Source organism: Nocardia sp. NPDC052112 (genome assembly GCF_040680135.1).
Taxonomy (GTDB): Bacteria; Actinomycetota; Actinomycetes; order Mycobacteriales; family Mycobacteriaceae; genus Nocardia.
In genome coordinates, this window is sequence record NZ_JBFAWD010000003.1 from 292,691 (window position 1) to 313,945 (window position 21,255).

The 21,255-nt window shown below is 65.9% G+C and carries 25 protein-coding genes; 16 read left to right on the forward strand and 9 right to left on the reverse strand.

Annotated features, from left to right (window positions below; all coding sequences use genetic code 11):
- Position 1: 1 nt before the first annotated feature.
- Positions 2-1,006, reverse strand: coding sequence for a LacI family DNA-binding transcriptional regulator (locus AB0L58_RS07365; protein ID WP_364382595.1), 1,005 nt, complete (start codon positions 1,004-1,006; stop codon positions 2-4).
- A 59-nt stretch (positions 1,007-1,065) separates the two neighbouring features.
- On the opposite strand from AB0L58_RS07365, the gene AB0L58_RS07370 reads away from it, so the two are divergent.
- From AB0L58_RS07370 to AB0L58_RS07400, 7 genes are all read left to right on the forward strand, one after another.
- Positions 1,066-1,368 (forward strand): hypothetical protein, encoded by a 303-nt coding sequence (locus AB0L58_RS07370; RefSeq protein ID WP_364382598.1) that lies wholly within the window; start codon positions 1,066-1,068, stop codon positions 1,366-1,368.
- Positions 1,369-1,492: 124 nt separating this feature from the next.
- Positions 1,493-2,974 carry an IS607 family element RNA-guided endonuclease TnpB gene (tnpB, locus tag AB0L58_RS07375; RefSeq protein WP_364382601.1) on the forward strand — a complete coding sequence of 494 codons (1,482 nt, stop codon included), beginning with the start codon at positions 1,493-1,495 and terminating at the stop codon, positions 2,972-2,974.
- A gap of 3 nt (positions 2,975-2,977) precedes the next feature.
- On the forward strand, positions 2,978-3,304 hold the full coding sequence (locus AB0L58_RS07380) for a hypothetical protein (RefSeq protein WP_364382604.1): 327 nt from the start codon (positions 2,978-2,980) through the stop codon (positions 3,302-3,304).
- Positions 3,301-4,245: a ribokinase gene (locus AB0L58_RS07385; protein WP_364382607.1), complete on the forward strand. Its 945-nt coding sequence runs from the start codon at positions 3,301-3,303 to the stop codon at positions 4,243-4,245. The genes AB0L58_RS07380 and AB0L58_RS07385 overlap by 4 nt, the downstream gene beginning before the upstream one ends.
- Positions 4,246-4,269: 24 nt before the next feature.
- Positions 4,270-4,659: a D-ribose pyranase gene (rbsD, locus tag AB0L58_RS07390; RefSeq protein ID WP_364382610.1), complete on the forward strand. Its 390-nt coding sequence runs from the start codon at positions 4,270-4,272 to the stop codon at positions 4,657-4,659.
- A gap of 190 nt (positions 4,660-4,849) precedes the next feature.
- Positions 4,850-6,238 carry an amidase gene (locus AB0L58_RS07395; RefSeq protein ID WP_364382613.1) on the forward strand — a complete coding sequence of 463 codons (1,389 nt, stop codon included), beginning with the start codon at positions 4,850-4,852 and terminating at the stop codon, positions 6,236-6,238.
- Between the two features lie 60 nt (positions 6,239-6,298).
- Entirely contained in the window at positions 6,299-6,868 is a 570-nt protein-coding gene (locus tag AB0L58_RS07400) for a DJ-1/PfpI family protein (protein ID WP_364382615.1), read from the forward strand.
- Positions 6,869-7,026: 158 nt separating this feature from the next.
- Here AB0L58_RS07400 and AB0L58_RS07405 read toward each other — a convergent pair whose 3' ends face one another.
- Positions 7,027-7,947, reverse strand: coding sequence for an EamA family transporter (locus AB0L58_RS07405; RefSeq protein WP_364382618.1), 921 nt, complete (start codon positions 7,945-7,947; stop codon positions 7,027-7,029).
- Positions 7,948-8,187: 240 nt separating this feature from the next.
- Between AB0L58_RS07405 and AB0L58_RS07410 the strand changes: the two genes are divergently transcribed.
- Positions 8,188-8,691: an Lrp/AsnC family transcriptional regulator gene (locus AB0L58_RS07410; RefSeq protein ID WP_364383201.1), complete on the forward strand. Its 504-nt coding sequence runs from the start codon at positions 8,188-8,190 to the stop codon at positions 8,689-8,691.
- 29 nt (positions 8,692-8,720) lie between these two features.
- Here the strand turns inward: AB0L58_RS07410 and ald are convergent, their stop codons facing one another.
- Together ald and AB0L58_RS07420 are read right to left on the reverse strand one after the other, a co-directional pair.
- Positions 8,721-9,827, reverse strand: coding sequence for an alanine dehydrogenase (ald, locus tag AB0L58_RS07415; protein WP_364382621.1), 1,107 nt, complete (start codon positions 9,825-9,827; stop codon positions 8,721-8,723).
- A 197-nt stretch (positions 9,828-10,024) separates the two neighbouring features.
- Positions 10,025-10,543 (reverse strand): PadR family transcriptional regulator, encoded by a 519-nt coding sequence (locus AB0L58_RS07420; RefSeq protein ID WP_364382624.1) that lies wholly within the window; start codon positions 10,541-10,543, stop codon positions 10,025-10,027.
- Positions 10,544-10,633: 90 nt separating this feature from the next.
- Here AB0L58_RS07420 and AB0L58_RS07425 point away from each other — a divergent pair, with 90 nt between their 5' ends.
- Both AB0L58_RS07425 and AB0L58_RS07430 read left to right on the forward strand, forming a co-directional pair.
- On the forward strand, positions 10,634-11,194 hold the full coding sequence (locus AB0L58_RS07425; protein ID WP_364382627.1) for a hypothetical protein: 561 nt from the start codon (positions 10,634-10,636) through the stop codon (positions 11,192-11,194).
- Positions 11,195-11,211: 17 nt separating this feature from the next.
- The gene (locus tag AB0L58_RS07430) at positions 11,212-12,513 is read left to right on the forward strand and encodes a carotenoid oxygenase family protein (RefSeq protein ID WP_364382630.1); all 1,302 of its coding nucleotides are present in this window, start codon (positions 11,212-11,214) and stop codon (positions 12,511-12,513) included.
- Positions 12,514-12,515: 2 nt separating this feature from the next.
- Here AB0L58_RS07430 and AB0L58_RS07435 read toward each other — a convergent pair whose 3' ends face one another.
- On the reverse strand, positions 12,516-13,493 hold the full coding sequence (locus tag AB0L58_RS07435) for a zinc-binding dehydrogenase (RefSeq protein ID WP_364382633.1): 978 nt from the start codon (positions 13,491-13,493) through the stop codon (positions 12,516-12,518).
- A 55-nt stretch (positions 13,494-13,548) separates the two neighbouring features.
- Complete coding sequence (locus AB0L58_RS07440) at positions 13,549-14,289, reverse strand: protein phosphatase 2C domain-containing protein (protein ID WP_364382636.1); 741 nt, start codon at positions 14,287-14,289, stop codon at positions 13,549-13,551.
- Positions 14,290-14,457: 168 nt separating this feature from the next.
- Between AB0L58_RS07440 and AB0L58_RS07445 the strand changes: the two genes are divergently transcribed.
- From AB0L58_RS07445 to AB0L58_RS07460, 4 genes are all read left to right on the forward strand, one after another.
- Positions 14,458-15,279 carry a class I SAM-dependent methyltransferase gene (locus AB0L58_RS07445; RefSeq protein ID WP_364382639.1) on the forward strand — a complete coding sequence of 274 codons (822 nt, stop codon included), beginning with the start codon at positions 14,458-14,460 and terminating at the stop codon, positions 15,277-15,279.
- 81 nt (positions 15,280-15,360) lie between these two features.
- On the forward strand, positions 15,361-15,552 hold the full coding sequence (locus tag AB0L58_RS07450) for a hypothetical protein (RefSeq protein ID WP_364382642.1): 192 nt from the start codon (positions 15,361-15,363) through the stop codon (positions 15,550-15,552).
- Positions 15,553-15,584: 32 nt separating this feature from the next.
- Positions 15,585-16,058 (forward strand): ATP-binding cassette domain-containing protein, encoded by a 474-nt coding sequence (locus AB0L58_RS07455; protein WP_364382645.1) that lies wholly within the window; start codon positions 15,585-15,587, stop codon positions 16,056-16,058.
- Positions 16,058-17,272: a sugar ABC transporter permease gene (locus tag AB0L58_RS07460; protein ID WP_364382648.1), complete on the forward strand. Its 1,215-nt coding sequence runs from the start codon at positions 16,058-16,060 to the stop codon at positions 17,270-17,272. Before AB0L58_RS07455 ends, AB0L58_RS07460 begins: the two co-directional genes overlap by 1 nt.
- 2 nt (positions 17,273-17,274) lie before the next feature.
- Here the strand turns inward: AB0L58_RS07460 and AB0L58_RS07465 are convergent, their stop codons facing one another.
- Positions 17,275-17,673, reverse strand: a complete 399-nt coding sequence (locus AB0L58_RS07465) for a hypothetical protein (RefSeq protein WP_364382651.1) — start codon at positions 17,671-17,673, stop codon at positions 17,275-17,277.
- A gap of 180 nt (positions 17,674-17,853) precedes the next feature.
- Here AB0L58_RS07465 and AB0L58_RS07470 point away from each other — a divergent pair, with 180 nt between their 5' ends.
- On the forward strand, positions 17,854-18,705 hold the full coding sequence (locus AB0L58_RS07470) for an alpha/beta fold hydrolase (protein WP_364382654.1): 852 nt from the start codon (positions 17,854-17,856) through the stop codon (positions 18,703-18,705).
- A 2-nt stretch (positions 18,706-18,707) separates the two neighbouring features.
- Here AB0L58_RS07470 and AB0L58_RS07475 read toward each other — a convergent pair whose 3' ends face one another.
- Positions 18,708-19,115 carry a VOC family protein gene (locus AB0L58_RS07475; RefSeq protein ID WP_364382657.1) on the reverse strand — a complete coding sequence of 136 codons (408 nt, stop codon included), beginning with the start codon at positions 19,113-19,115 and terminating at the stop codon, positions 18,708-18,710.
- 10 nt (positions 19,116-19,125) lie between these two features.
- Positions 19,126-20,337, reverse strand: a complete 1,212-nt coding sequence (locus tag AB0L58_RS07480) for an FAD-dependent monooxygenase (protein ID WP_364382660.1) — start codon at positions 20,335-20,337, stop codon at positions 19,126-19,128.
- A 95-nt stretch (positions 20,338-20,432) separates the two neighbouring features.
- Between AB0L58_RS07480 and AB0L58_RS07485 the strand changes: the two genes are divergently transcribed.
- On the forward strand, positions 20,433-21,182 hold the full coding sequence (locus AB0L58_RS07485) for a TetR family transcriptional regulator (protein ID WP_364382664.1): 750 nt from the start codon (positions 20,433-20,435) through the stop codon (positions 21,180-21,182).
- Positions 21,183-21,255 lie beyond the last annotated feature (73 nt).

A 21,255-nucleotide genomic window follows, 5' to 3' on the forward strand; every position in this document is an offset into this window, starting at 1 on the left:
CTCAGAACTCGTCGGGGCAGCCGCACGAGCCTCTGGTGTGCAGTGCCGCTTCGAGATGCATCACTCCGGGCCGTGGCGTGTGGTCGTCGAGCTGTTGTAGCAGCAGCTCGACGGCGGTCTCGCCCATGAGACGGGTGGGCTGGACCATGGTGGTCAGACCGGGGCGGGTGTAGCGGGAGTATTCGATTCCGTCGAAGGCGACCACCGCGAGATCGTCGGGTACGCGCAGTCCGGCATCGTAGGCGGCGCGCAGCATACCCATCGCCTGCAGGTCGCTGGTCACGAAGACCGCTGTGGGGCGGTATGCGTCGGCCGTGAGGTCGGCCAGCGCCCGGTAGCCCGCCGCGCCGCCGAAATCCGCTCGCACGATACGTCCCTCGGCAAGTCCGGCGGCGGCCAACGCATTTCGGTAGCCCTGCACGCGGTCCTCGGCGGTGGACACGTGCGGGCCGCTCAGGCAGGCGATTTCGCGGTGTCCGTGTTCGATGAGATGGGCGACGGCCTGCTCCGCACCCGCGACCGAATCGCACATGACGTGCGCACAACGCGTCGGATCGATGACGCGGTCCAATGCCACCAGCACCATGCCCGCCTCCTCGCACGCATCGGCGATACCGGTCTCCCACAACGACGAAATCGCAAGCAGACCTTCGACTCTGCGGTCGATGAAGGTGCGCACATAGGCGCGTTCGCGTTCTGCGTCACCGGCGGCATTGCCGACGAACAGCGGATACCCCCGCGCGAAGGCGGCCGCCTCGATCACCGCGGACAGCTCGGCGAAGAACGGGTTCGCGCCGTCCGGAATCACCAAGCCGAGCGCATGCCCGCGGTTCATGCGCAGGCTGCGCGCGGACATATTGGGCCGATAGCCGAGTTCGGCGATCGCCGCCTCGATCCGGGCCTTGGTCGCGGGTGCGACCTGCCGCGGTCCGCCATTGAGCACGTAGCTCACCAGCGCCGGTGAGGTACCGGCCAGCCGCGCCACGTCGGCTCGTGTGACTGCCATCCGAATCTCTCCTTGCTCCGAGGCGTCCATCCAAGCACTCCGCAAGCACTTGACAGCCGGTGACTCGAGTCACACACTACTCATCAACTCGTGTTGATCTCGGTGCGGCACAGGCCATCGAGAACGCGGGCCGGACCGGCCAGATCACGGTGATCTCCGTCGACGGCATCCAGGCCGCCCTCGACGCCGTCACGGCGGGCACGCTGACCCAACATCCGTATGCCGAAGGACAACTCGCGGTGCAGAGCTGCCTGGCCCAGCACCAGGACAAGAAGCTGCCCGAGCGCGTGCAGTGGCTGTCGGATTCGATGGGGTGGAGATGTGGGTGCGTTCGGTCATGGTGGTCTCGAATGTATGTTTGAATGCGGTTGGTGAGCCCGGGAGTCACGTCGCGCGGGTGGTCCCGATGGAGCGTGTGGCTGCGGCACAACGGGTTTATCGTCGGTGAATCTGTTGCGGAATAGGCGAAATCCGGATGGGGTGGTGATGGCTGGCTATCAGGTCCCACAGGGGTGGGTGGTGCAGGCGTATCGGTTCGCTCTCGATCCCACCCCGCGACAGGCGCGGATGTTGGCCTCGCACGCGGGGGCGGCGCGTAAGGCGTTCAACGTGATGCTGGATATGGTGGGCAAGAATCTGGATCAGCGGGCCGCCGAACGCAGCTACGGCCTGAGCGAGGACGAGCTGACCCCTGTCCAGGGGTGGTCGTTGCCGCAGTTGCGCAAGACCTGGAATCGGATCAAACATGAGGTCGCGCCGTGGTGGGCCGCCAACAGCAAGGAGGCCTACAACACCGGCCTCGACGCGCTCGCGCGAGGGCTCGACGCTTGGTCGAAGTCCCGCACCGGACAGCGGGCGGGCGCGAAGGTCGGGTTCCCACGCTTCAAGGCCAAACACCGTGCGGACAAGGCGGTGCGGTTCACCACCGGCACCATCCGCGTCGAACCCGATCGCCATCACCTCACCCTGCCGGTGATCGGCACCCTGCACACCCTCGAGTCCACCCGTAAGCTGGCGCGACGCGTGGAAGCAGGCACCGCCAAGATCCTTTCGGCGACTGTCCGCTTCGAGGGTGGCCGCTGGTATTGCGCGTTCCAGACCATCGTGGCGGGCAAGACGCGGCTCACGCACGCGGCCCGCTCACCATATCCGGTGGTCGGTGTCGATGCCGGGGTGAAGGATCTGATGGTTGTCGCCGCCCCGGACGGCACCGAGGTCGACCGGGTACCGGCACCGAAACCGCTTGCGGCGGCCCGGGCGAAGCTGGTTCGCCAGCAGCGGCGCGCGGCCCGCCGGCGCGGCCCCTGGGACCCGGTCACCAAACGCCGCCAGGATGCATCGAAGCGGTGGGCACGCGCGCAAGCGCAGGTGGGCAGAACCCATGCGCGGGTGGCGAACCTGCGTCGACACGCATTGCACGAGGCCACCACCACCTTGGCGCAACAGCATTCGGTGGTGGTGATCGAAGACCTGAACGTGGCGGGCATGGCCCGTCGTGGCGGTGCCCGCAAACGCGGCTTGAACCGCTCGCTCGCCGATGCGTCCCTGGCTCGATTGCGCGCCATGCTCGACTACAAGAGCCGCTGGTACGGCACCACAATGGTGGTGGCCGATCGGTGGTTTGCTTCTACCCAGTTGTGTTCGGGCTGCGGCGCGAAAACCAAGCTGCCGCTGCACGAACGCCTCTACCGATGCGGTGATTGCGGCCTCGTGATCGATCGGGATCTCAACGCCGCGATCAACCTCGCCCGCCTCGGCGACACCACCCACGCCGGTGGTGGAACGGGGACCGGTACCGGGAGTGGCCCGGCCGCCAACGTTTCGGTTGGACAAGGACGTGGAGCCGACCGCAAGACCCGCCCCACCACCACGGTGGTGGGGAAGGCAGGTGGCGTGGAAGCGTCAACCCCGCACGGCCATACGGCCGGGAAGACGGGGACGGCCGCTCCGCAAGGAACGGCTGCCTGAAGTATGAGTATCTATACAGACACTCACATTTCAAGTAACGGCAAATCCATGGTGATCATGGACGAGCCCACCGCCGCACTGGGGGTGCGGGAGACCGCCGCGGTCGAGAAGCTGGTGCGCGGCCTGCGCGAGCGCGGGATCACCGTATTGATCATCAGCCACGATCTGGCACAGGTCATGCGGATCTGTGACAACGTGGTCGTGCTGCGGCGCGGCAGATCCGTTGCGGCACATCGGATCGACGAGGTGGACGGCGACCGGCTGGTCGCACTCATCACCGGCGCCGCACCCGGCAATCTGGAGGTCACCACGAGCGGGGCCGAGTCGTGACGGTTGTCGTCCTCGGCTCGGTCAATCAGGACATCGTCTGTGAGGTGGAGCAGCTGCCACGGCCCGGCGAAACCGTGCTGGCACTGCGCTCGCGAACCAACCTCGGCGGCAAGGGATCCAATCAAGCCGTCGCGGCGGCGCGTGCCGGCGGGCGAGTCGAATTCATCGCCAGAATCGGTCGTGACGCCGATCCCGGACTGCGGAGGTCGTTGCGCGAGTACGGCGTCGAGCTCACCGCACTGCGCCAGGTGCCGGACGTGCGCACCGGCACGGCCTATATCACCGTCGCCGACGGCGAGAACCAGATCGTGGTCGATCCCGGCGCCAACTTCCACTGGGAACCCGAACCCGAACTCGACACGATGGCCGAGGCCGAATTGCTGCGCTCGGCGGAAGTCGTCGTCGCACAGTTGGAAGTGCCGCCGAACGTGGTCGAATGGGCCGCACGGCGGGCTCGCCGCTTCGTCCTCAACGCCGCTCCGGCGACGATACTGCCGGATGAGCTGCTGCGCCGCTGCCATCCGCTGATCGTCAACGAATCCGAGCTGTCGGCACTTACCGGGTCCACCGCGCGGACACCCGAGCAGGCCTTCCACCTGGCCCGTTCGCTGTGCCTGCGCGGGGTGCCGTCCGTCGTGGCCACCCTGGGCGCCGCCGGGTCCGTCTGGGCGCACCGCTGCGATGTCCCCGCGCCCGTCGCCGGTGGATATCAGGCTGCGCCACAGGTGAATTCGGTGGACTCCACCGGCGCCGGCGACGCCTTCGTCGGCGCACTGGCCGCCGCACTCGCCGATGCCATGCCACTCGGTGCCGCCGTGGCCTACGCCACCGCGGCCGGTGCGCTCGCCGTCCAGACACCGGGTACCCACGCCTCCTACCCCACCGGGGATCAGATCGTCGCCACGCTCGCGGCCATCCCCGCGGCCCGGTCACTCGTCTGAACCCGCTTCGAGAAGGAATGAACTTTGCGCACCACCGGACTCATTCACGCCGAATTGCTCGCCGCGCTCACGGCGCTGCGCCATACCGATCTCTTCGCCGTCAGCGACTCCGGCCTGCCGACACCCGTCGGCGTTCCGGTCATCGACCTGGGCATCAGCTACGGATTCCCCAGGTTCGAGCCCGTGCTCGAGCTGATCCTCGACGAGGTCACCGTCGAGGCGGCCTGGGGCAGCCGCGACGTAGCGGAGCAGAATCCGGAGGTCGCGGCCATGCTCAGCGGCCGCCTGAACGCGGAGTTGATCGACCACGACGACTTCAAACAGCGCATCGGCGCCTGCCGGTTCGTAGTGCGCACCGGTGAGGCCCGGCCGTACGCCAACGTGTTGCTGCGGGCCGGCGTGCCCTGGCTGTAGCGTCGGAAATATCGTTATCCGGGAGATTGAACCCAGCGCATGTGCGGCCCGTATCGATTGCGGAATGGTCAGTCGACTAGCTACTGTCGGGTGCTCGGATAAATGACTGATTCCACAGGTCACGCCAGCTTGGCGACTGCTCGCAGGCGCCCGGATCAACACGACAAGTGGGTCGGGAGGAGCGGTGGAGATGGACCTTCGCGAGGTCGTGTCCGCGGGTGTGTGGGAGCAGCGGGAGCTGCTGGCTCAAGGGGTGCTGACGGCCCGTGAACTGACCGAGGCGACTCTGGCCGGGATAGAGCAGGCGGGCGAGCTCAATGCTTTCACCCGGGTACTGCACGAACAGGCCGTCGCCGAAGCCATCGAACGGGATCAGCAGGACGTCACGGCGCGCGGACCGCTGCACGGCATCCCGATCGCGGTAAAGGACGAGATCGACGTGGCCGGCGTCCCGACCACCTTCGGCACCCGCGCCAACCTCACCCCGGCGGTCGCCGATGCCGAAGTGGTGCGGCGGCTGCGGGCGGCAGGCGCGGTCATTGTCGGCAAGACCACCATGCCGGAGTTCGGGCAGTGGCCCTACACCGAATCCACCACCTACGGGCTGACCCGCAATCCGTGGGATACGACCCGCTCGACCGGCGGCTCCAGCGGTGGTTCCGCCGCGGCCGTCGCGGCGGGACTGGTCCCCGCCGCACTCGGCGGTGATGGTGGCGGCTCGATCCGGATTCCCTCCGCCTGCTGCGGACTCTTCGGCCTGAAAACCCAGCGCGGACGGGTGCCGACCGCACCGAATCCACACTTGTGGTGGGCGCTGGGCGTCCTCGGCCCGCTCACCCGAAGTGTGCTGGATTCGGCGATCGTGTACGACGTCATCCGCGGTGCCACACCGATCGACCGCTTCAAGGCCCCCGATCCGATGCTGTCGTTCGAGGAGGCCGCGCGGCGCACACCTGGCAGCCTGCGCATCGGCTTCACTACGAAATCGCAGACGATGCTGGCGAAAGCGGTTCCCGAACATGTGCGCGCGGTGCACGACACCGCCGAAATCCTCGCTCAACTGGGCCATACGGTCGTCGAGATCGATCCGGGCTACCCCGATTTCACCTTCGCCTTCTATCCGCAGTTCTATGGTGGCGTGCGCGCGGAGATCCCGTTCATCGACCATCCGGAATGGCTCGAACGCCGTACTCGCCAAAATCTCGCGCTCGGTTCCTGGGCACGTCGGCCGGTCGTCGAATGGGCCATGCGTCACGGTGCGGCCGTGGCGCGCAAGGCCGATCGCATCTTCGACAACTGCGATCTGCTACTGACCCCCACCATCGCGCACCGTCCGCCGCCGGTGGGTGTGCTCGATAATGCGAATCCCATCCGCGCACAACTCGCCTCGGTCCCCATGGTCGCCTTCACCGGATTCTGGAATGTGACCGGACATCCTGCCGCCTCACTACCCGCGGGCATCGCGGCCGATGGGCTCCCGCTGGCGGTCCAACTGGTCGGACCGGCCAATGGCGAGACCACCATCCTGTCCGTCGCCGCCCAACTCGAGCAGATCCGCCCGCACCCGCGCCCCGCATAGCCCGAAAGTCCCTGCCGCCGCTGCCGTTGTCGATAAAATTCGCACCGGAGGTGATGTGCCGTGACAAGCGTGTTGCTGATCACCGGAGACGCGGCCGAAGACCTGGAGGTCATGTACCCGTACCAGCGGCTGCTCGAGGAGGGGTACGAGGTCCATGTGGCCGCCCCGACTGCCAAGAAGCTGCAGTTCGTCGTGCACGATTTCGTCGACGGTTTCGATACCTATACCGAGAAACCAGGACATACCTGGCCCGCCGACCTCGCACTGGCCGATGTCGATCCGAGCCGGTACGCGGCGTTGGTACTGCCCGGCGGCCGGGCACCCGAGTATCTGCGCGGCGATGCGGAGTGCCGCAGGGTCGTCGAACATTTCGTCGACGAGGACAAACCGATCGCGGCGCTGTGCCATGGTCCGCTGATTCTGCTTGCCGTCGGCGCGCTGAACGGTCGTTCGTCGAGCGCCTATCCGGCGTTGGCGCCGGACCTGAATGCCGTTGGCGCACAGTGGGAAGACAGTCCGGCCCATATCGACGGCAATATCGTGACAGGTCGTGCCTGGCCGGACCATCCGCAGTGGATGCGAGCCTTCTTGGAGGTATTGCGCGCCAAAGCGCCCGCGCCGGTTCGGTAAGTCCTGGCGTCCCACCGCTCGCTGCCCTTCGCCTCAGCCTGGTTCACCCGCGTACTCGCCAAACCGGTGATCCTGCATTCCTTGGCAAGGTGCTCGACGCCGCCGAATCCGCTCTGGCCCAACCGAATCGGTAGCCGACGACGTCGTACACCGCGCTGTCAGCGGTCGCGCGCGCCGAGTGTCAGGAATGCGAGCCCGAACGCCAGCACGGCCAACCCGCACCACGATACGATCGGCAACCGCTCACCGACCACGACCACACCGAGCACCGCCGCCACGGCGGGTTCGGCGAGCGTCAATGTCGTGGCCGTCTGCGCGGTCGTGTGCCGCAGGCCGTAACCGAACAGGCGGTAGGCGACGAAGGTGGTGAACACCGCCAAGTGCACCGCCACCGCGATACCGCGACCGGTGTGCAGCCAGGATGTGTCGGTGCCCAACACAACCGGCAGCACCAGCAGTCCGGCAATGCCGAACATCGCGCCCATCACCGCATTCGACGAATGGCCGTGCGCGATGAGCCTTCCGCCGATCAGCGAATAGACGGCGTAGGTGAGTCCACCGAATGCGGCGAGCACGATACCGAGCAGATCGACCGGTGCGGTCCCGCCCGTCACGTCGGGCCCGAGCACGAGCACCGCACAGCCGAGTACTGCCGCCGCCGTGGCACCGACCCACCGCCCGGTCGGCCTGCCATATCCGGCAACCAAGGCCAATAGCCCAGCGAAGACCGGCGCACTACCGAGCGCGATCACTGTGGCAACGGCCACCCCCGTCCGCGCGACGGCCGGATAGAAGGTGACCGGATAGCCCGCCACCGCCAACGCACCGACAACTACCAACCGCCACTCGCCGCGCGTGCACCGCAGCCGCGTACCGCTGGACAAGAACAACAACAGTCCACCGAGCACCAATCCGGCAGATCCGATCGCCGCCGCGGGCGCCCCTGCGGGAGCCGATGAACTGGTGGTTCCGGTGGTCCCCCACAGCACCGCCGCGGTCAAGATGGGGACCGCACCACTGAACGCCCGGACACCCGAATGCCCAACCGCAACAACAGATTTGATATCAGACAAGGCCATGCACTTCCGTCATCGAATTCGACAGGGATTCGAATCGGGCGCACGACATCACCCCAGGACTGCCCGCTCGGAACGGCCCGGACCGTGAATCAGAAATTCAGCAGATGCGCCCGATCAGGCGCACGGCGGCGGCGTGACGGCATGCCAGTAGATATCCACGCGACGATCCTAGCGCAGTGACCGGCCCTGGATCGAATGATCTTCGATAGAGTTGGGCCGGTGAGGAAGATTGATTCACCGATCGGACCCGCGGTCGGTGCCGTGCGGACTCCCCCTCGTCCGGCGGTGCAACTGGACGATATCGACCGGATTCTGCTCGATCAGCTCGCACGGGACGGGCGCATGACCAACAGCGCGCTCGCCGATGTCGCGGGTATCGCACCGTCGACGTGTCTGGGGCGGGTGCGGTCCCTGGTGGAGCGCGGTGTGATTCGCGGATTCCACGCCGATATCGATCCGGCCGCGCTCGGCCGGAATCTACAGGCCATGATCGCGGTTCGGGTACAGGCGAACGCGCGTCCGCACCTCGCCGAGTTCGGAGAGCAATTGGCCGAGCTCGACGAGGTGCTGAATGTGTATTTCATCGCTGGCGCCGACGACTATCTGATCCATGTCGCCACGGCCGATACCGAGGGACTTCGAGGCTTCGTACTGCGACATCTGAGCGCACATCCCGCCGTCGCCTCCACCGAGACGATCCTCATCTTCGAGCACGTGCGCCCCAGAACCAGCCCGATGGCTTAGCTCACCCACCCCGCTGGCCGGCGATCCCCTCAGGCGGCCAGCGTCTCGGCGGCGTAATCGTGTGCGGCCGCGACGGATTCGGACAGCAGGTGGCCGCGGTGCGTGCTCAGCCCGGCGGCCAGGCCCGGATCCGCGGCGACCGCATCGCGCCAGCCGCGCTCGGCGAGCGAAATCGCGTACGGCAGTGTGGCATTGGTGAGTGCCACGGTCGAGGTGTACGGCACCGCGCCGGGCATATTGGCGACGCAGTAGAAGACCGAGTTGTGCACCCGATAGGTCGGCTCGGCATGGGTGGTCGGTCGCGAGTCCGCGAAACAACCGCCCTGATCGATCGCGATATCGACCAGTACCGAACCCGGCTTCATCTGTGCGACAAGGTCATTGGATACCAGCGTCGGCGCCTTGGCACCGGGGACCAGCACCGCGCCGATCACCAGATCCGCCTCCCGGACCAGACTCTCCACCTCGAAGGAGTTGGAGATGATGGTCCGCACCTGACCGCGGTACTGCTCGTCCAGCGCACGCAGACGCGCGATATTCAGATCCAGCACCGTCACGTCCGCGTGCATACCGACCGCGACGGCGATCGCATTGCTCCCCGAAACACCGCCGCCGAGTACGACCACCTTGGCCGGACGCGCACCCGGCACACCGCCCATCAGCACACCGCGACCACCGCCGCTGCGCATCAGGTGATACGCACCGGCCTGCGGCGCGAGCCGTCCCGCGACTTCGCTCATCGGCGCGAGCAGCGGCAGCGATCCATCCTTCCCGGTGACGGTCTCGTACGCGATCGAGGTGATCCCGGAGTTCAGCAGTGCGTCGGTGCACTCCTTGGATGCCGCCAGATGCAGGTAGGTGAACAGTAACTGCCCCGCCCGCATGCGCGAATACTCCGCGGCCACCGGCTCTTTCACCTTGAGCACCATTTCCGCGGTACCCCATACCGCGTCGGCGGAATCCAGCACCCGTGCCCCGACAGCCGCGTATGCCATATCCTCGAACGCCGACCCCTGACCGGCACCGGCCTCGATGTACACCTCGTGTCCGCGCGAAACCAGCTCGTGCGCACCGGCGGGTGTACACGCCACCCGGTACTCGTGGTTCTTGACCTCGCGGGGAATTCCGATCTTCATCAACACTCCTGTACGTCGATCCAGCGGGATTGGCGACATGTGATCCGTTCGATCACCTCAGTGTGAGTATGAATATCATGCAAGATCAGGTCCATATCCGTGAAGATAGTTCTCTAGATCACCGATTCAACACCCCAACATTCATGATTGATGACCTGCCGGACTGTCGATCCGAAACTTATTCGGAGCCCAGGAAACTAACGCTCCGGAATCTGACCGACGGCCCACTCGGCCCACTCCCGATTCATCGCATGGAAGCGCTTACCCCATTCCAACGCGATGCGGCCGTAGACGGACAGATCGTCATCGTCCCAATCGATCGACGCCTCGAGTGCGGCCAGTTCGGCCCCGGCCTTCGCGGATCCGGTTTCGATATCGGATAGGTAGTCCCGGGCGTATGCCCGGGACACCGCGCCGAGGAAGAAGACGCGCAACAGCATTTCGTTTCGCGCCACACGTTTCGGCTTGGTCGTGGTGAGCCACTCCCGCAGATCCACCAGACCCGTGTCGGTGATCGTGTACTCCTTGCGCCCGCGCGGCCCCTCATCCGATACCGCGATCGAGCCAGCATCGGCGAGTTTGGTGAGTTCGGTATAGATCTGACTCTGGGTGGCGGGCCAGACATTGGCCAGCGACACCTTGAATCGCTGCAGCAGGTCATAGCCGCTGGCCGGACGATCGGCCAGCAATCCGAGCAGGGCATACCGGAGACTCATGCCATCACCTTACATTCCAGTATTGACATGTCGAAAGGGAAGCCTCTAACTTAGACATGTCAAAACTGGAATATCGAGGAGTTCTCGGACATGTCCTACCTGCGCACTTTCGCCCCATGGATCGTCTTCGCGGTGGTCCCGTCGCAGTACTGGCAGTGGGCCGCGCTCGCGGCCTTCGGCGTCTCGCTGCTCGGCATCGCCCAGCAGGTCCGGGCCGGTCAGCGCCCGGCGGCCATGGCCATCGATATCGGCTCGGTTGTCTTCTTCGCGGCATTGACCGTGCTCGCCTTCGCCGATCCGAACAGCGCCATGCACCCCTACACCCCGGCACTGTCCTCCGGCGTGCTCGCCGTGGTCGCGGGCGTTTCGCTGGCCGTGCGCACGCCGTTCACCCTGCCGATCGCCAAACAGACCACGCCGCAGGAACTTTGGGATCACCCGGTCTTCATCCGCACGGCATATGTCATTACCTCGGTGTGGACGGCGAGCTTCGTCATCGGCTGCGGCGCGCTCACCGCACTCGCGCACTCCGGCTCGGGCGTGCGCACCATCGTGCAGGTGCTCGCCTTCGCCCTTCCGGCGCTCTTCACGATCCGCTACGTCGCCTACATCCGGGCGAAGGCGGTTTCCCTCGACCCGTCCGCATACTGAACAGATCGGTTCTCCTCATGACCACCTCGGTACCGCACCTCACCGGCAACTACGCGCCCGTCACCGAAGAGCTCACCGCCTACGAATTACCGGTCACCGGAACGATTCCCACCGAATTGACCGGCTGGTATCTGCGCAACGGACCGAATCCGCACGCCGCGGCCTCCGCGCACTGGTTCCTCGGCGACGGCATGGTCCACGGCGTCCGGCTCGAACAGGGCCGTGCGGTTTCCTACCGCAACCGTTGGGTCCGCACCTCCACCTTCACCGATGGCGCTCGGGTCCGCGATGCCGACGGCAACCTCGATCTCACCGCCGGACACGCCAATACCCACGTCATCCGGCACGCCGGACACACGCTGGCGCTGGTCGAATCGTCCTACCCGTACGAATTGACCTGCGAGCTGGATACGATCGGCCCCTACGACTTCGACGGCAAGCTGCGCACCGCCATGACCGCGCATCCCAAGACCTGCCCGACCACCGGCGAACTGCACTTCTTCGGCTACGCCTACACCGCACCCTATCTGACCTACCACCGCGCGGACGCGTCGGGCAATCTGCTGGTCACCCGACCGATCGAGGTGCCCGCCGCGACCATGCACCACGACTTCAACCTCACCGCCGCACATGTCGTATTCATGGATCTGCCGGTGGTTTTCGATCTCGAAACCGCGAAATCCGGTGGCGGCATGCCGTTCCGGTGGCGCGAGGACTACCAGGCCCGGCTCGGGGTGCTGCGCCGCGACGACCCGCACGGCGCGATCCGGTGGTTCCCGATCGATCCGTGCTATGTCTTCCACACCCTCAATGCCCACGACGAGCCGGGCCGGATCGTGCTGCACGTGATCCGCTATCCCAGTCTGTGGCGGCAGGATTCGGATATCCCGGAACACGCCTCGCTCTGGCGCTGGACCATCGACCTGGTCACCGGCACCGTCGCCGAGGAGCAGCTCGACGATCGCGACGCCGAATTCCCGCGCATCGACGACCGGCTCGCGGGTCTGGACTCCCGTTTCGGCCACGCCACCGTCGCCGGCGACAGCGGCGCATTGCTGCGCTACGACCTGCATACCGGCACCAGCACGGCACACGAATTCGGTCCGGGCCGCATTCCGGCCGAGGCCGCCTTCGCACCAGCGGACGACCGCCCCGGCGGCGACGGCTATCTCCTGACCTACGTCTACAACGCCGACACCGACCGGAGCGATCTCGTCATCCTCGACGCGTCCGAACTGGCCGCACCACCGCTGGCGACCATTCACCTACCCGCTCGGGTGCCCTACGGATTCCACGGAAACTGGCTCGCCGACAAATGATTTCAGTCGTCGACCGTGAGCACCAGTTTGCCGGTCGAGGTGCGACTGCCCATCAGCCGGTGTGCCTCGGCGGCCTCGGACAGCGGGAACTCCGCGGTGATCGGCAGCTCCACCTGACCCGCGGTGACCAACCGGAACGCCCGATCGGCAATCTCGCGCAATACCCGCGGCGCATCGGTGGTGAGCCCGAGGATCGAGAAACCAGAGATCGACAGCCCCCTGGGGTAGAGCTCGGGCTGGCCGATCTGCCAGCCCGGCTCACCACTGGCATTGCCGTAGGAGATCAGCCGCCCGAACAGCGCCAGCGAATCGAGACCACGCCGCAGGGTCTGTCCACCGACCGGATCGAGCACGATATCGACACCACGGCCACCGGTCGCCTCCCGGACATCGGCCTGGAAGGTCTCGGCCAGGAAGGCGTCGTCGTAACCGAGTTTGCGGGCGTAATCCGCCTTGGCCTCGCTGGAGACCACGCCGTACACCGCGCCGGCGCCCGCCAACTTGGCCACCTGGCCCACCACAGTGCCCACCCCGCCCGCCGCGGCCTGCACCAGCACGGTCTCCCCCGGCTGCAGCTTGCCGACAGTATTGATCAGCGCATATGCGGTCGGCAGCACCGTGGGAAGCGTTGCGGCCGTTCGCAAGTCGACACCATCGGGCACCGCGAACACCGTCGCGGCGGTGACCACGGCGACCTCGGCATAGGCGCCGCCCTCGGTAATCGCCGCTACCGACTGACCGACCGTGAACCCGTCGACGCCTTCGCCGATCGAGCGCACCCGCCCTGACAGTTCGAGCCCCGGCACGAACGGCAGATCCCGGACCCGATACCCCACCGAACGCGCCTGCAGGTCGGCGAAATTCACCCCGACATAGTCGACATCGATCGCGACCTCACCGGGACCCGGCTCCGGCGCATCGAGCTCCACCTCCTGCAATACCTCGGGTCCGCCCAACTCGCCGATCTGAATCGCCCGCATAACCCCGCACTCCAGTAGACACACTCCGACGGAATAGTCTTAGCAGGAAATGGGACTACCGGCAGTCCACGACGAGTGCCGTCGCATTATCGGTGCTGCCGGCCTGTAATGCGTTGTCCACCAGGGCTTCCGCCGTTTTGGCGGCGGTTTTCCCCGTGACCAGTATCGACTTGATCGCGAACATATCGAGCCGCTTGTGCACGCCGTCGGTGCTCAACAACAGTCGGCCCCGGCTCGATCCGGTGGCGGCGCGACCGATGACCTCGGGACTCGCGGTGCGGGTGGAGGTGGTGACGAGATGGTCCATGCGATGCGCCGGGCGAATCCCCTTGGCGCGCATGAACTCCGCCACGGTGTGGTCGGTGGTGATCTGATGCAGCACCCGGCCGTTCCAGCGATAGGCGCGACAGTCGCCGACCCAGGCGATATCGCACGGTCCATCGGGCTGATCGGCGGCGGGCAGCACGGCGACCACGAGCACACTGTCGGCCTGCTCCTGCGGGAATTGCCGTAGTACCTCCTGCTGAGCCGCGATCACGCCGGCCAGTGCGCCGTTACCCGCACCGATGCGTGCGGCGACCGAAGCCGCGGTCCGCGCCGCTCTGGCCGCGGCCAGGTTGTCGCCGACCCCGTCGGCGACAACGAATGCGGTGCGCCCGACGTTCGGGTCGGTATAGGTGGCAAACGCATCGGCATTGAGCGAACGCCGCCCACGGCTGCTCACCACACCGGGTGTGATACCGCCGTGCCGTACCGGCTCGGGGCGGGCGATGGCGATCGAAGCGGTTGTCTGCAAGGTCTGACCTCCTTGGGCTGGACCTGCGCCCGCGCTGCCGATCCGCACAACTCTGTGACTCCAGTGAACCTCGATATTTTGTGTACCGTCCCAAAATTACCCGTGGAAATCCTTTGAATCCTCGGCGCACCCGCCGTGTGCGCCCGGCTCTCGAAATACGATGGGTCGGTGGACAGCGACGACGGCCTCGATCCGCTGCTGGCGAACCGCGGTAACTGGGATGCCCGTGCGCCGATTCACGCGGCCAGCGACTTCTATCGCGATCACGATTCGTCGTATTGGTTCGCGCCGTTCGAATGGGATGTCCTCGGTGATGTGCGCGACCGCGATGTACTGCACCTGCAGTGCCATCTCGGCACCGAGACAATCGAATTCGCCAAACGTGGGGCCACGGCGGTCGGTCTCGACTTCTCCCCTGCCTCCATCCGGCACGCCAGAGCACGCACCGACGCCGTCGAGTATGTGTGTGCCGATGTATACGACGCACCGAACGCGCTGGGGCGCAGGCAGTTCGACATCGTGTATACCGGCAAGGGCGCACTGTGCTATTTACCCGATCTGCCTCGGTGGGCGTCGGTAGTCGCCGAATTGGCGCGTCCGGGCGGGCTGGTCTACATCGTCGAATTCCACCCGCTGCTGCACTCCCTCGGACCCACGCCGTCGGCCGGAGTCGATCCGGATTCGCTTGTCCTGCATGATGATTACCTCGAGGGGCGCGGAGCGCAACGTCGCGACAGCGACCACACCTACACCGACGGCCCGGCACTGACCAGCGACACCACGGTGTATGAATGGCGGCACGGGCTGGGCGAGGTGATCAATGCCCTGATCGGCGCGGGGCTGCATATTGCCGGTCTCACCGAAACCGAGATGTTGCCCTGGCCGCGCTGGTCCCGCATGATCCGCACCGACAACGGTTGGTTCCTGCTTCCGCCCACGGACCCGATCCTCCCGCTGTTGTACGGATTGGCGGCAACCAAACCGGCCTAGCCGCAGCGCGTCCCGCCGATTTGCTACACAATAGCCATCACACTCTTTACACTGCGACGATCCACATCGAGGGAGCGTCGAGTGTCCACTACCGTCCAGGTCTTGTTCGTTGTCGTCGCCGTGCTCGTCGGGATCGTCGTCGCGGCGATTTCCGGCATCCTCTCCAAGGTCAGCGGCTCACCCGCGGGCATCGTGGTCCGCGATGGCGGCGTCGCATTCGTGGGTACGGCCGGTCTGACCCTGCTACTACTCAAGGCCATCGGGGTGCTGTAGCCCCCGAGGCCGAATCCCGGCTCACGCACTCGGTGCGCGCCGATCGAAGGTGCGACAACCTCGATGTCGTCGCCAATCTTCATCTCGGCACGGAGACGAGGAAATTGAGCGTGCTCTCCGAGATCGCGATGGAGCGCAGCGCACGTGACCTGTTGCGGTCGCTCGACGTGAAGATCAAGGATGTGCGGGCACCGGTGTCCGCATTGTCGGGCGGACAGCGGCAGTCCGTCGCGATCGCCAGGGCGCTGCTCGGGCAACCCAAGATGGTGATCCTCGACGAACCGACCGCCGCACTCGGTGTCGAACAGACTGCCCAGGTGCTCGCGCTGATCGGTCGGCTGCGCGAGCGCGGCCTCGCCGTGCTGTTGATTTCACACAATCTGGTCGATGTCCGGACGGTCAGCGATCGCATCGTGGTCCTGCGCCTGGGCCGCAATGCCGGTGAATTCGAGACCGCACAGGCCAGTCAGGAGGCCATTGTCGCCGCGATCACCGGAGCCGTGTAATGAGTGAGCTCACCATGAAACAACCTGCCCTGCAAGGAAATCCGCTGCGCGGACCGACGGATGCGCTGGTGGACCGACTGCGCCGGGGAGATGTCGGCGCCATACCGGTTGCGGTCGGGCTGGTCGTCATCGCGGTGGTCTTCGATCGACTCAATGCGCATTTCCTGTCCGCGGAAAATCTCACCAATCTGGCGTTGCAGATGGCCGCGACCGGGACCATCGCCCTCGGCATCGTGCTGGTGCTGCTGCTCGGTGAGATCGACCTGTCTGCCGGATCGGTGAGCGGGCTGACGGCCGTGGTGATGACGCAACTGTATGTGCACCACGGCTGGAATCCGGTCTTCGCGATACTCGCCGCGCTCGCCGTCGGCGCGGCGATCGGGCTGCTGCACGGGGTGATGCGGACGAAGCTGAGTATGCCGTCGTTCGTGGTGACACTGGCCGGTTTGATCGGCTGGCAGGGCTTGATGCTGTATCTGCTCGGCAAGGAGGGCACGGTCAACCTGCCGTTCGATCGCGGGATCGCGAAGATCAGCGATACCTGGCTGCCGCCGTGGCTGGCCTGGTTCCTGGTAGCGGTGCTGGCGGGTGGGCATCTGATCGCCGGTCTGCTGACGCGGCGGCAGCGCGTTCGGGCCGAACTGTCGGTTTCGGCTCCGGTGTGGATCGCGGTGCGTTCCGGCGCGCTGGCGCTGCTGCTGGCCGCCACGGTGCTGGTGCTGAACTCCGATCGTGGGGTGCCGCTGACCCTGGTGATCTTCGGTGGGCTCGTGCTCGCCGTCGATCTGGTGTTGCGGCGCACCATCTTCGGTCGGCGCATCTATGCCGTTGGCGGCAACGCCGAGGCCGCGCGGCGGGCCGGAATCAATGTCACGTGGGTGCGCATCACCGCGTTCATCGGATGTTCCGCGCTCGCGACGGTCGGCGGGATACTCGCGGCGGCTCGACTGGTCGCGGTGAACCAGAGTTCCGGCGGCAGCGACATTCTGCTCAATGCCATCGCGGCGGCGGTCATCGGCGGCACCAGCCTCTTCGGCGGACGTGGGCGCGCCTATGCGGCACTGCTGGGAATCCTTGTCATCCAATCGATTACGAACGGCATGCTGCTGTTGAACGTCGATTCGTCGGTGCGGTTCATGGTCACCGGCACGGTGCTGGCCGTCTCGGTTGCCATCGATTCGGTGGCCCGGCGCGGAGCCGAAGGGGCCCGCTGAGTTCAGCCGCCGAAGACCACGCAGGCGAAGCCGACGTGCGCACCGGTGCCGACCCGGACGTCCACCGTTGCGATGGGCGTGACGTCCGGGGCCTGCACGGCGCTGAGCGTGTGTGGGCCCGTGGTCTTCGGGATCCAGGTCAGCAGGGCGATACCGCCCAGCGGGCGGACTACTCCGACCAGGACACCGTTGTCGTAGAAGGACACCGGTTCGGTGGCGTTGCCGACATAGGCCTCGGCGGTGGCCGGACAGTCGGTGCCGTAGTTGGTCGCCAGGCCGTAGTTCGAATCGGGCATCACCCCGACCCGGGTCACCGCGGCGTTCGCGGTCGGCGCGGTGCAGGCCAGTGCGGCGATCGCGGTGCCGAATACGGTCGCGGTCGTGATCGTTCGGTAGCTCATGATTCGGTCCTCGTCGTGCGGTGCCGAGTTGCCAGCGGAGATCATAGATAGTCGCCCACCGGGGCGCTACCTCTGCAACCGCCTCAGCGTTTCGCGATTATGTCCCCGACGGTCGGTTTAGTGGGCCGACAGTCGTGGCCATGCGCGATCCGAGCTAGAACGTGTTCTAACGTGTTGGGTATGGACGTGACATACGAAGGCACGAAACGCGAGCTCGTCACCGATCAGGGCGTGCTGCGCTATCACGAGGCGGGCGACGGGCCGCCGCTGCTACTGCTGCACGGCTCCGGGATCGGCGTGAACGGGTGGCGTAATTACCGCGGGAATCTCGCCGTCTTCGCCGAACACTTCCACTGCTACATCCTCGAATTTCCCGGCTTCGGCGTGAGCGACCCGGTCGACGGTCATCCCGTGCTGACCGCGGGCGCGGCGGTGCTGCGATTCATGGACGGGCTCGGCATCGAATCCGCGGCGATGATCGGCAATTCGATGGGCGGTGTCGTCGCGGCGAATCTGGCAATTCAGCATCCGCAGCGGGTGCGCAAACTGGTCACCATCGGCGGGATCGGTCCGAATATCTTCAGCTCGAGTCCCAGCGAAGGGATTCGGCTGCTGCAGGAATTCGCCGACAAACCCGATCGGGACAAGCTGCTGCGCTGGTTGCGGGCCATGGTCTACGACCCCGCCGTGATCACCGACGAGATCATCGAGGAGCGTTGGGCCGCTGCCCAGCATCCCGATACCCAGAAGACCGCCGCCATGATGTACGGCTCGGCCGCGTGGGATATGCAGCAGAAATTCCTGGCGAAGTCGAGCACCCCGCCTTATTGGTCGATGCTGCACAAGATCCAGTGCCCGACCCTGCTCACCTGGGGCCTGGACGACCGGGTCAGCCCACCGGACATGGCGCTGCTACCCATGCGCCAGATCCCCGACGCGGAACTGCACGTCTTCCCGAACAGCGGCCACTGGGTCATGATCGAAGCCAAGGCCGCCTTCGAACGCACCGCCGTGGAATTCCTGCACCGCTGAACTCAGTGATCCGGATAGACCGCGATCTCCACCAGATTGCCATCCAGATCGCGGCAGTAGTGCGAGATCATGTCGCCGAGCGCGCCGGACCTGGTGACCGGGCCATCGGTGACCTCGATGCCACAGGCCACCAAGTGATCTCGTACTTCCTCGGGCGACGCCTGGGTGATGAAGCACAGATCCGCCGAGCCCGCGGCCTCGGTGCGCGCAGTCTCCCAGTCGGGGTCGGCCGCGAGCACACCGATCGGCCGCAGGTTGATCTTCTGATCGCCGAAGCGCAATGCGGTCCGGCCTTTCGGTCCGAACTTCTCCACCCGCATGCCGAGGACTTTTTCGTACCATGCGGCGGTCGCCTCGACATCGACGGTATTGATGACGATGTGATCGAACCGATCGACAGAGAACCCCATGGTCGGCACCCTACGCCCGGCGGCATGCCCGGCCAGTGACCGGGATCTCGGGATATTCGGGCAGGCGGGCATTCGTCTTCGGTGCCATGATGCGTTCCATACCTGCCATGGACTCCAGCACGGAGAGGCGCGTGATGGTGTTCCGAATTGCTATGCCTGAGCGGGTTTTCGGGACGATCAGGCGGAGATTGGGTCCGATTTGCTGTTTGCGGTCGACCAAGGCGCGGTGACTCTGCTCGTAGCGGCGAAAGCCGCCGCGGTGGTCGCCGTTCGCCGCGGCCAGTGCACCGGCGAGGCGGTATGCGCCGACAAGGGCTAGCTCGGCGCCGGCTCCCGATGCGGGTGAGGCGCAATGGGCCGCGTCGCCGACGAGGGCGATGCGGCCGGTCGACCAGGAATCCATGTGCACTTGGCCGAGGGAGTCGAAGTACAGGTCCGGATCGGCGAGTGCGCCGTCGAGCAGTTGTGCCACGTGCCATGCGGATTCGGCGCCGAACCGGTCGGTCAGCAGCGCGCGGACCGCGCCGGTATCGCGCGGATCGAGGTCGAGCAGCGGGCTGCGGAACACGAAGTACGCCTTGGCCTGTGCGTGATTGCCGGAACGGTAGATGCCCGCCATAGTGCCCGGCGTGTTGTAGACGGTGACCCAGCGATCGGGGCCGAGCGCCGCATCGGCATTGCCGAAGGCGAAGTAGTGGCCCAGGTGGCGGACGTAGTTCGATTCGGGGCCGAAGGCCAGGCGCCGCACGGTGGAGTGCAGACCGTCCGCACCGATGACCAGGTCGAACCGCCGTCGCGGCGCACGTTCGAACGTGACGGTGACGCCGTCGTCATCCGCATCGAGGGCCCGAATCGAATCATCGAAGAGGTATTCCGCGTCGGTGTTGCTGTCGTGCAGGATCCGGACGAGATCGCCGCGCATGATCTCCACCTCGGCGCTGTCGTACTTGTCCTTGATCTGCTGCATGTCCACCTGGGCGAGGGGATCGCCGATGGCGTTCACGAACCGCATCCCGGCGACATCGGCGGCCGCCGACCGGATCCGCGACATAATGCCCATGCGCTCGGCGACCTCGATCGCTCCAGCCCGCACGTCCACCCCTTGGCCGCCGGTCCGCAGTCCGGTCGCACGCTCGACGATGGTCGGCTGGAAGCCGTGCCGCACAAGCCAATACGCCAATGTTTGTCCGGCGATGCTCGCACCGGAGATCAGAATCCGCATTGCCTGCTCCTTGTCCCGAAACAATCTGACCGTTGGTCAGTGAAGTTACCGTATTGCGCTGACCAACGGTCAGTCAAGCAGTAGGATCGATCACCATGGCCGACGATTCCCGTGCCCGCATCCTGCGGACCGCACTCGATCTGTTCGCCGCGCGCGGATACCACACGGTTTCCGTGCGCGAGATCGCCGAACAGGTCGGGCTGACGAAAACCGCTGTGCTCTACCACTTCCCGAGCAAGAGCGATATCGTCGCCGCACTCGTGGAGCCGCTGCTGGTCGACAGCGAAGCAGTGCTCGAGGCAGCCAAACGCGGCCGGGATCCGCAGGCACACCGCTGGACGGTGGTGACCGGACTGCTGGAGGTGTGGCTGTCACACGGTCAGCTATTGCGAATGCAGATGCAGGACCAGGCATTATCCGCCGACGAGGCCACCTTCGCGCGATTGCGAACGATCGCGCTGTCGGCACAGGAACTGATCGCCGGACCCCACGCCGATTTCACCACCCGAGTGCGAGCCGCGCAGGTCTATGCGGCACTGAGCGATCCGATCGTCATCTTCGCCGACCACCCTGCCGAGGAACTGCGCGCGGCCATTGTCGATGGCACCCGGCGATTACTCGGCGCTCCGGCCACCCGAGGCGCCCCCGCTCACACAGCAGCCGTCGAGATCCCCACCACCCGCCCGCCCCGCCGCGGCCGCCCCGGCGCAATGACCTCGGAAATGATCGAATCCGCCCGCCGCATGCGAGATTCCGGCCGCCCCATCGACGAGATCGCCGCCGAATTCGATGTCTCACGCGCCACGCTGTATCGAAATCTGGGCAAGCAGGCAGATCTATTATGAGACTATTTTTGAGACAAGGGACTATCCGGGCTCCGTTCGGGGCAACCGAATCGCCGCTGATTGCGAGTAAGCG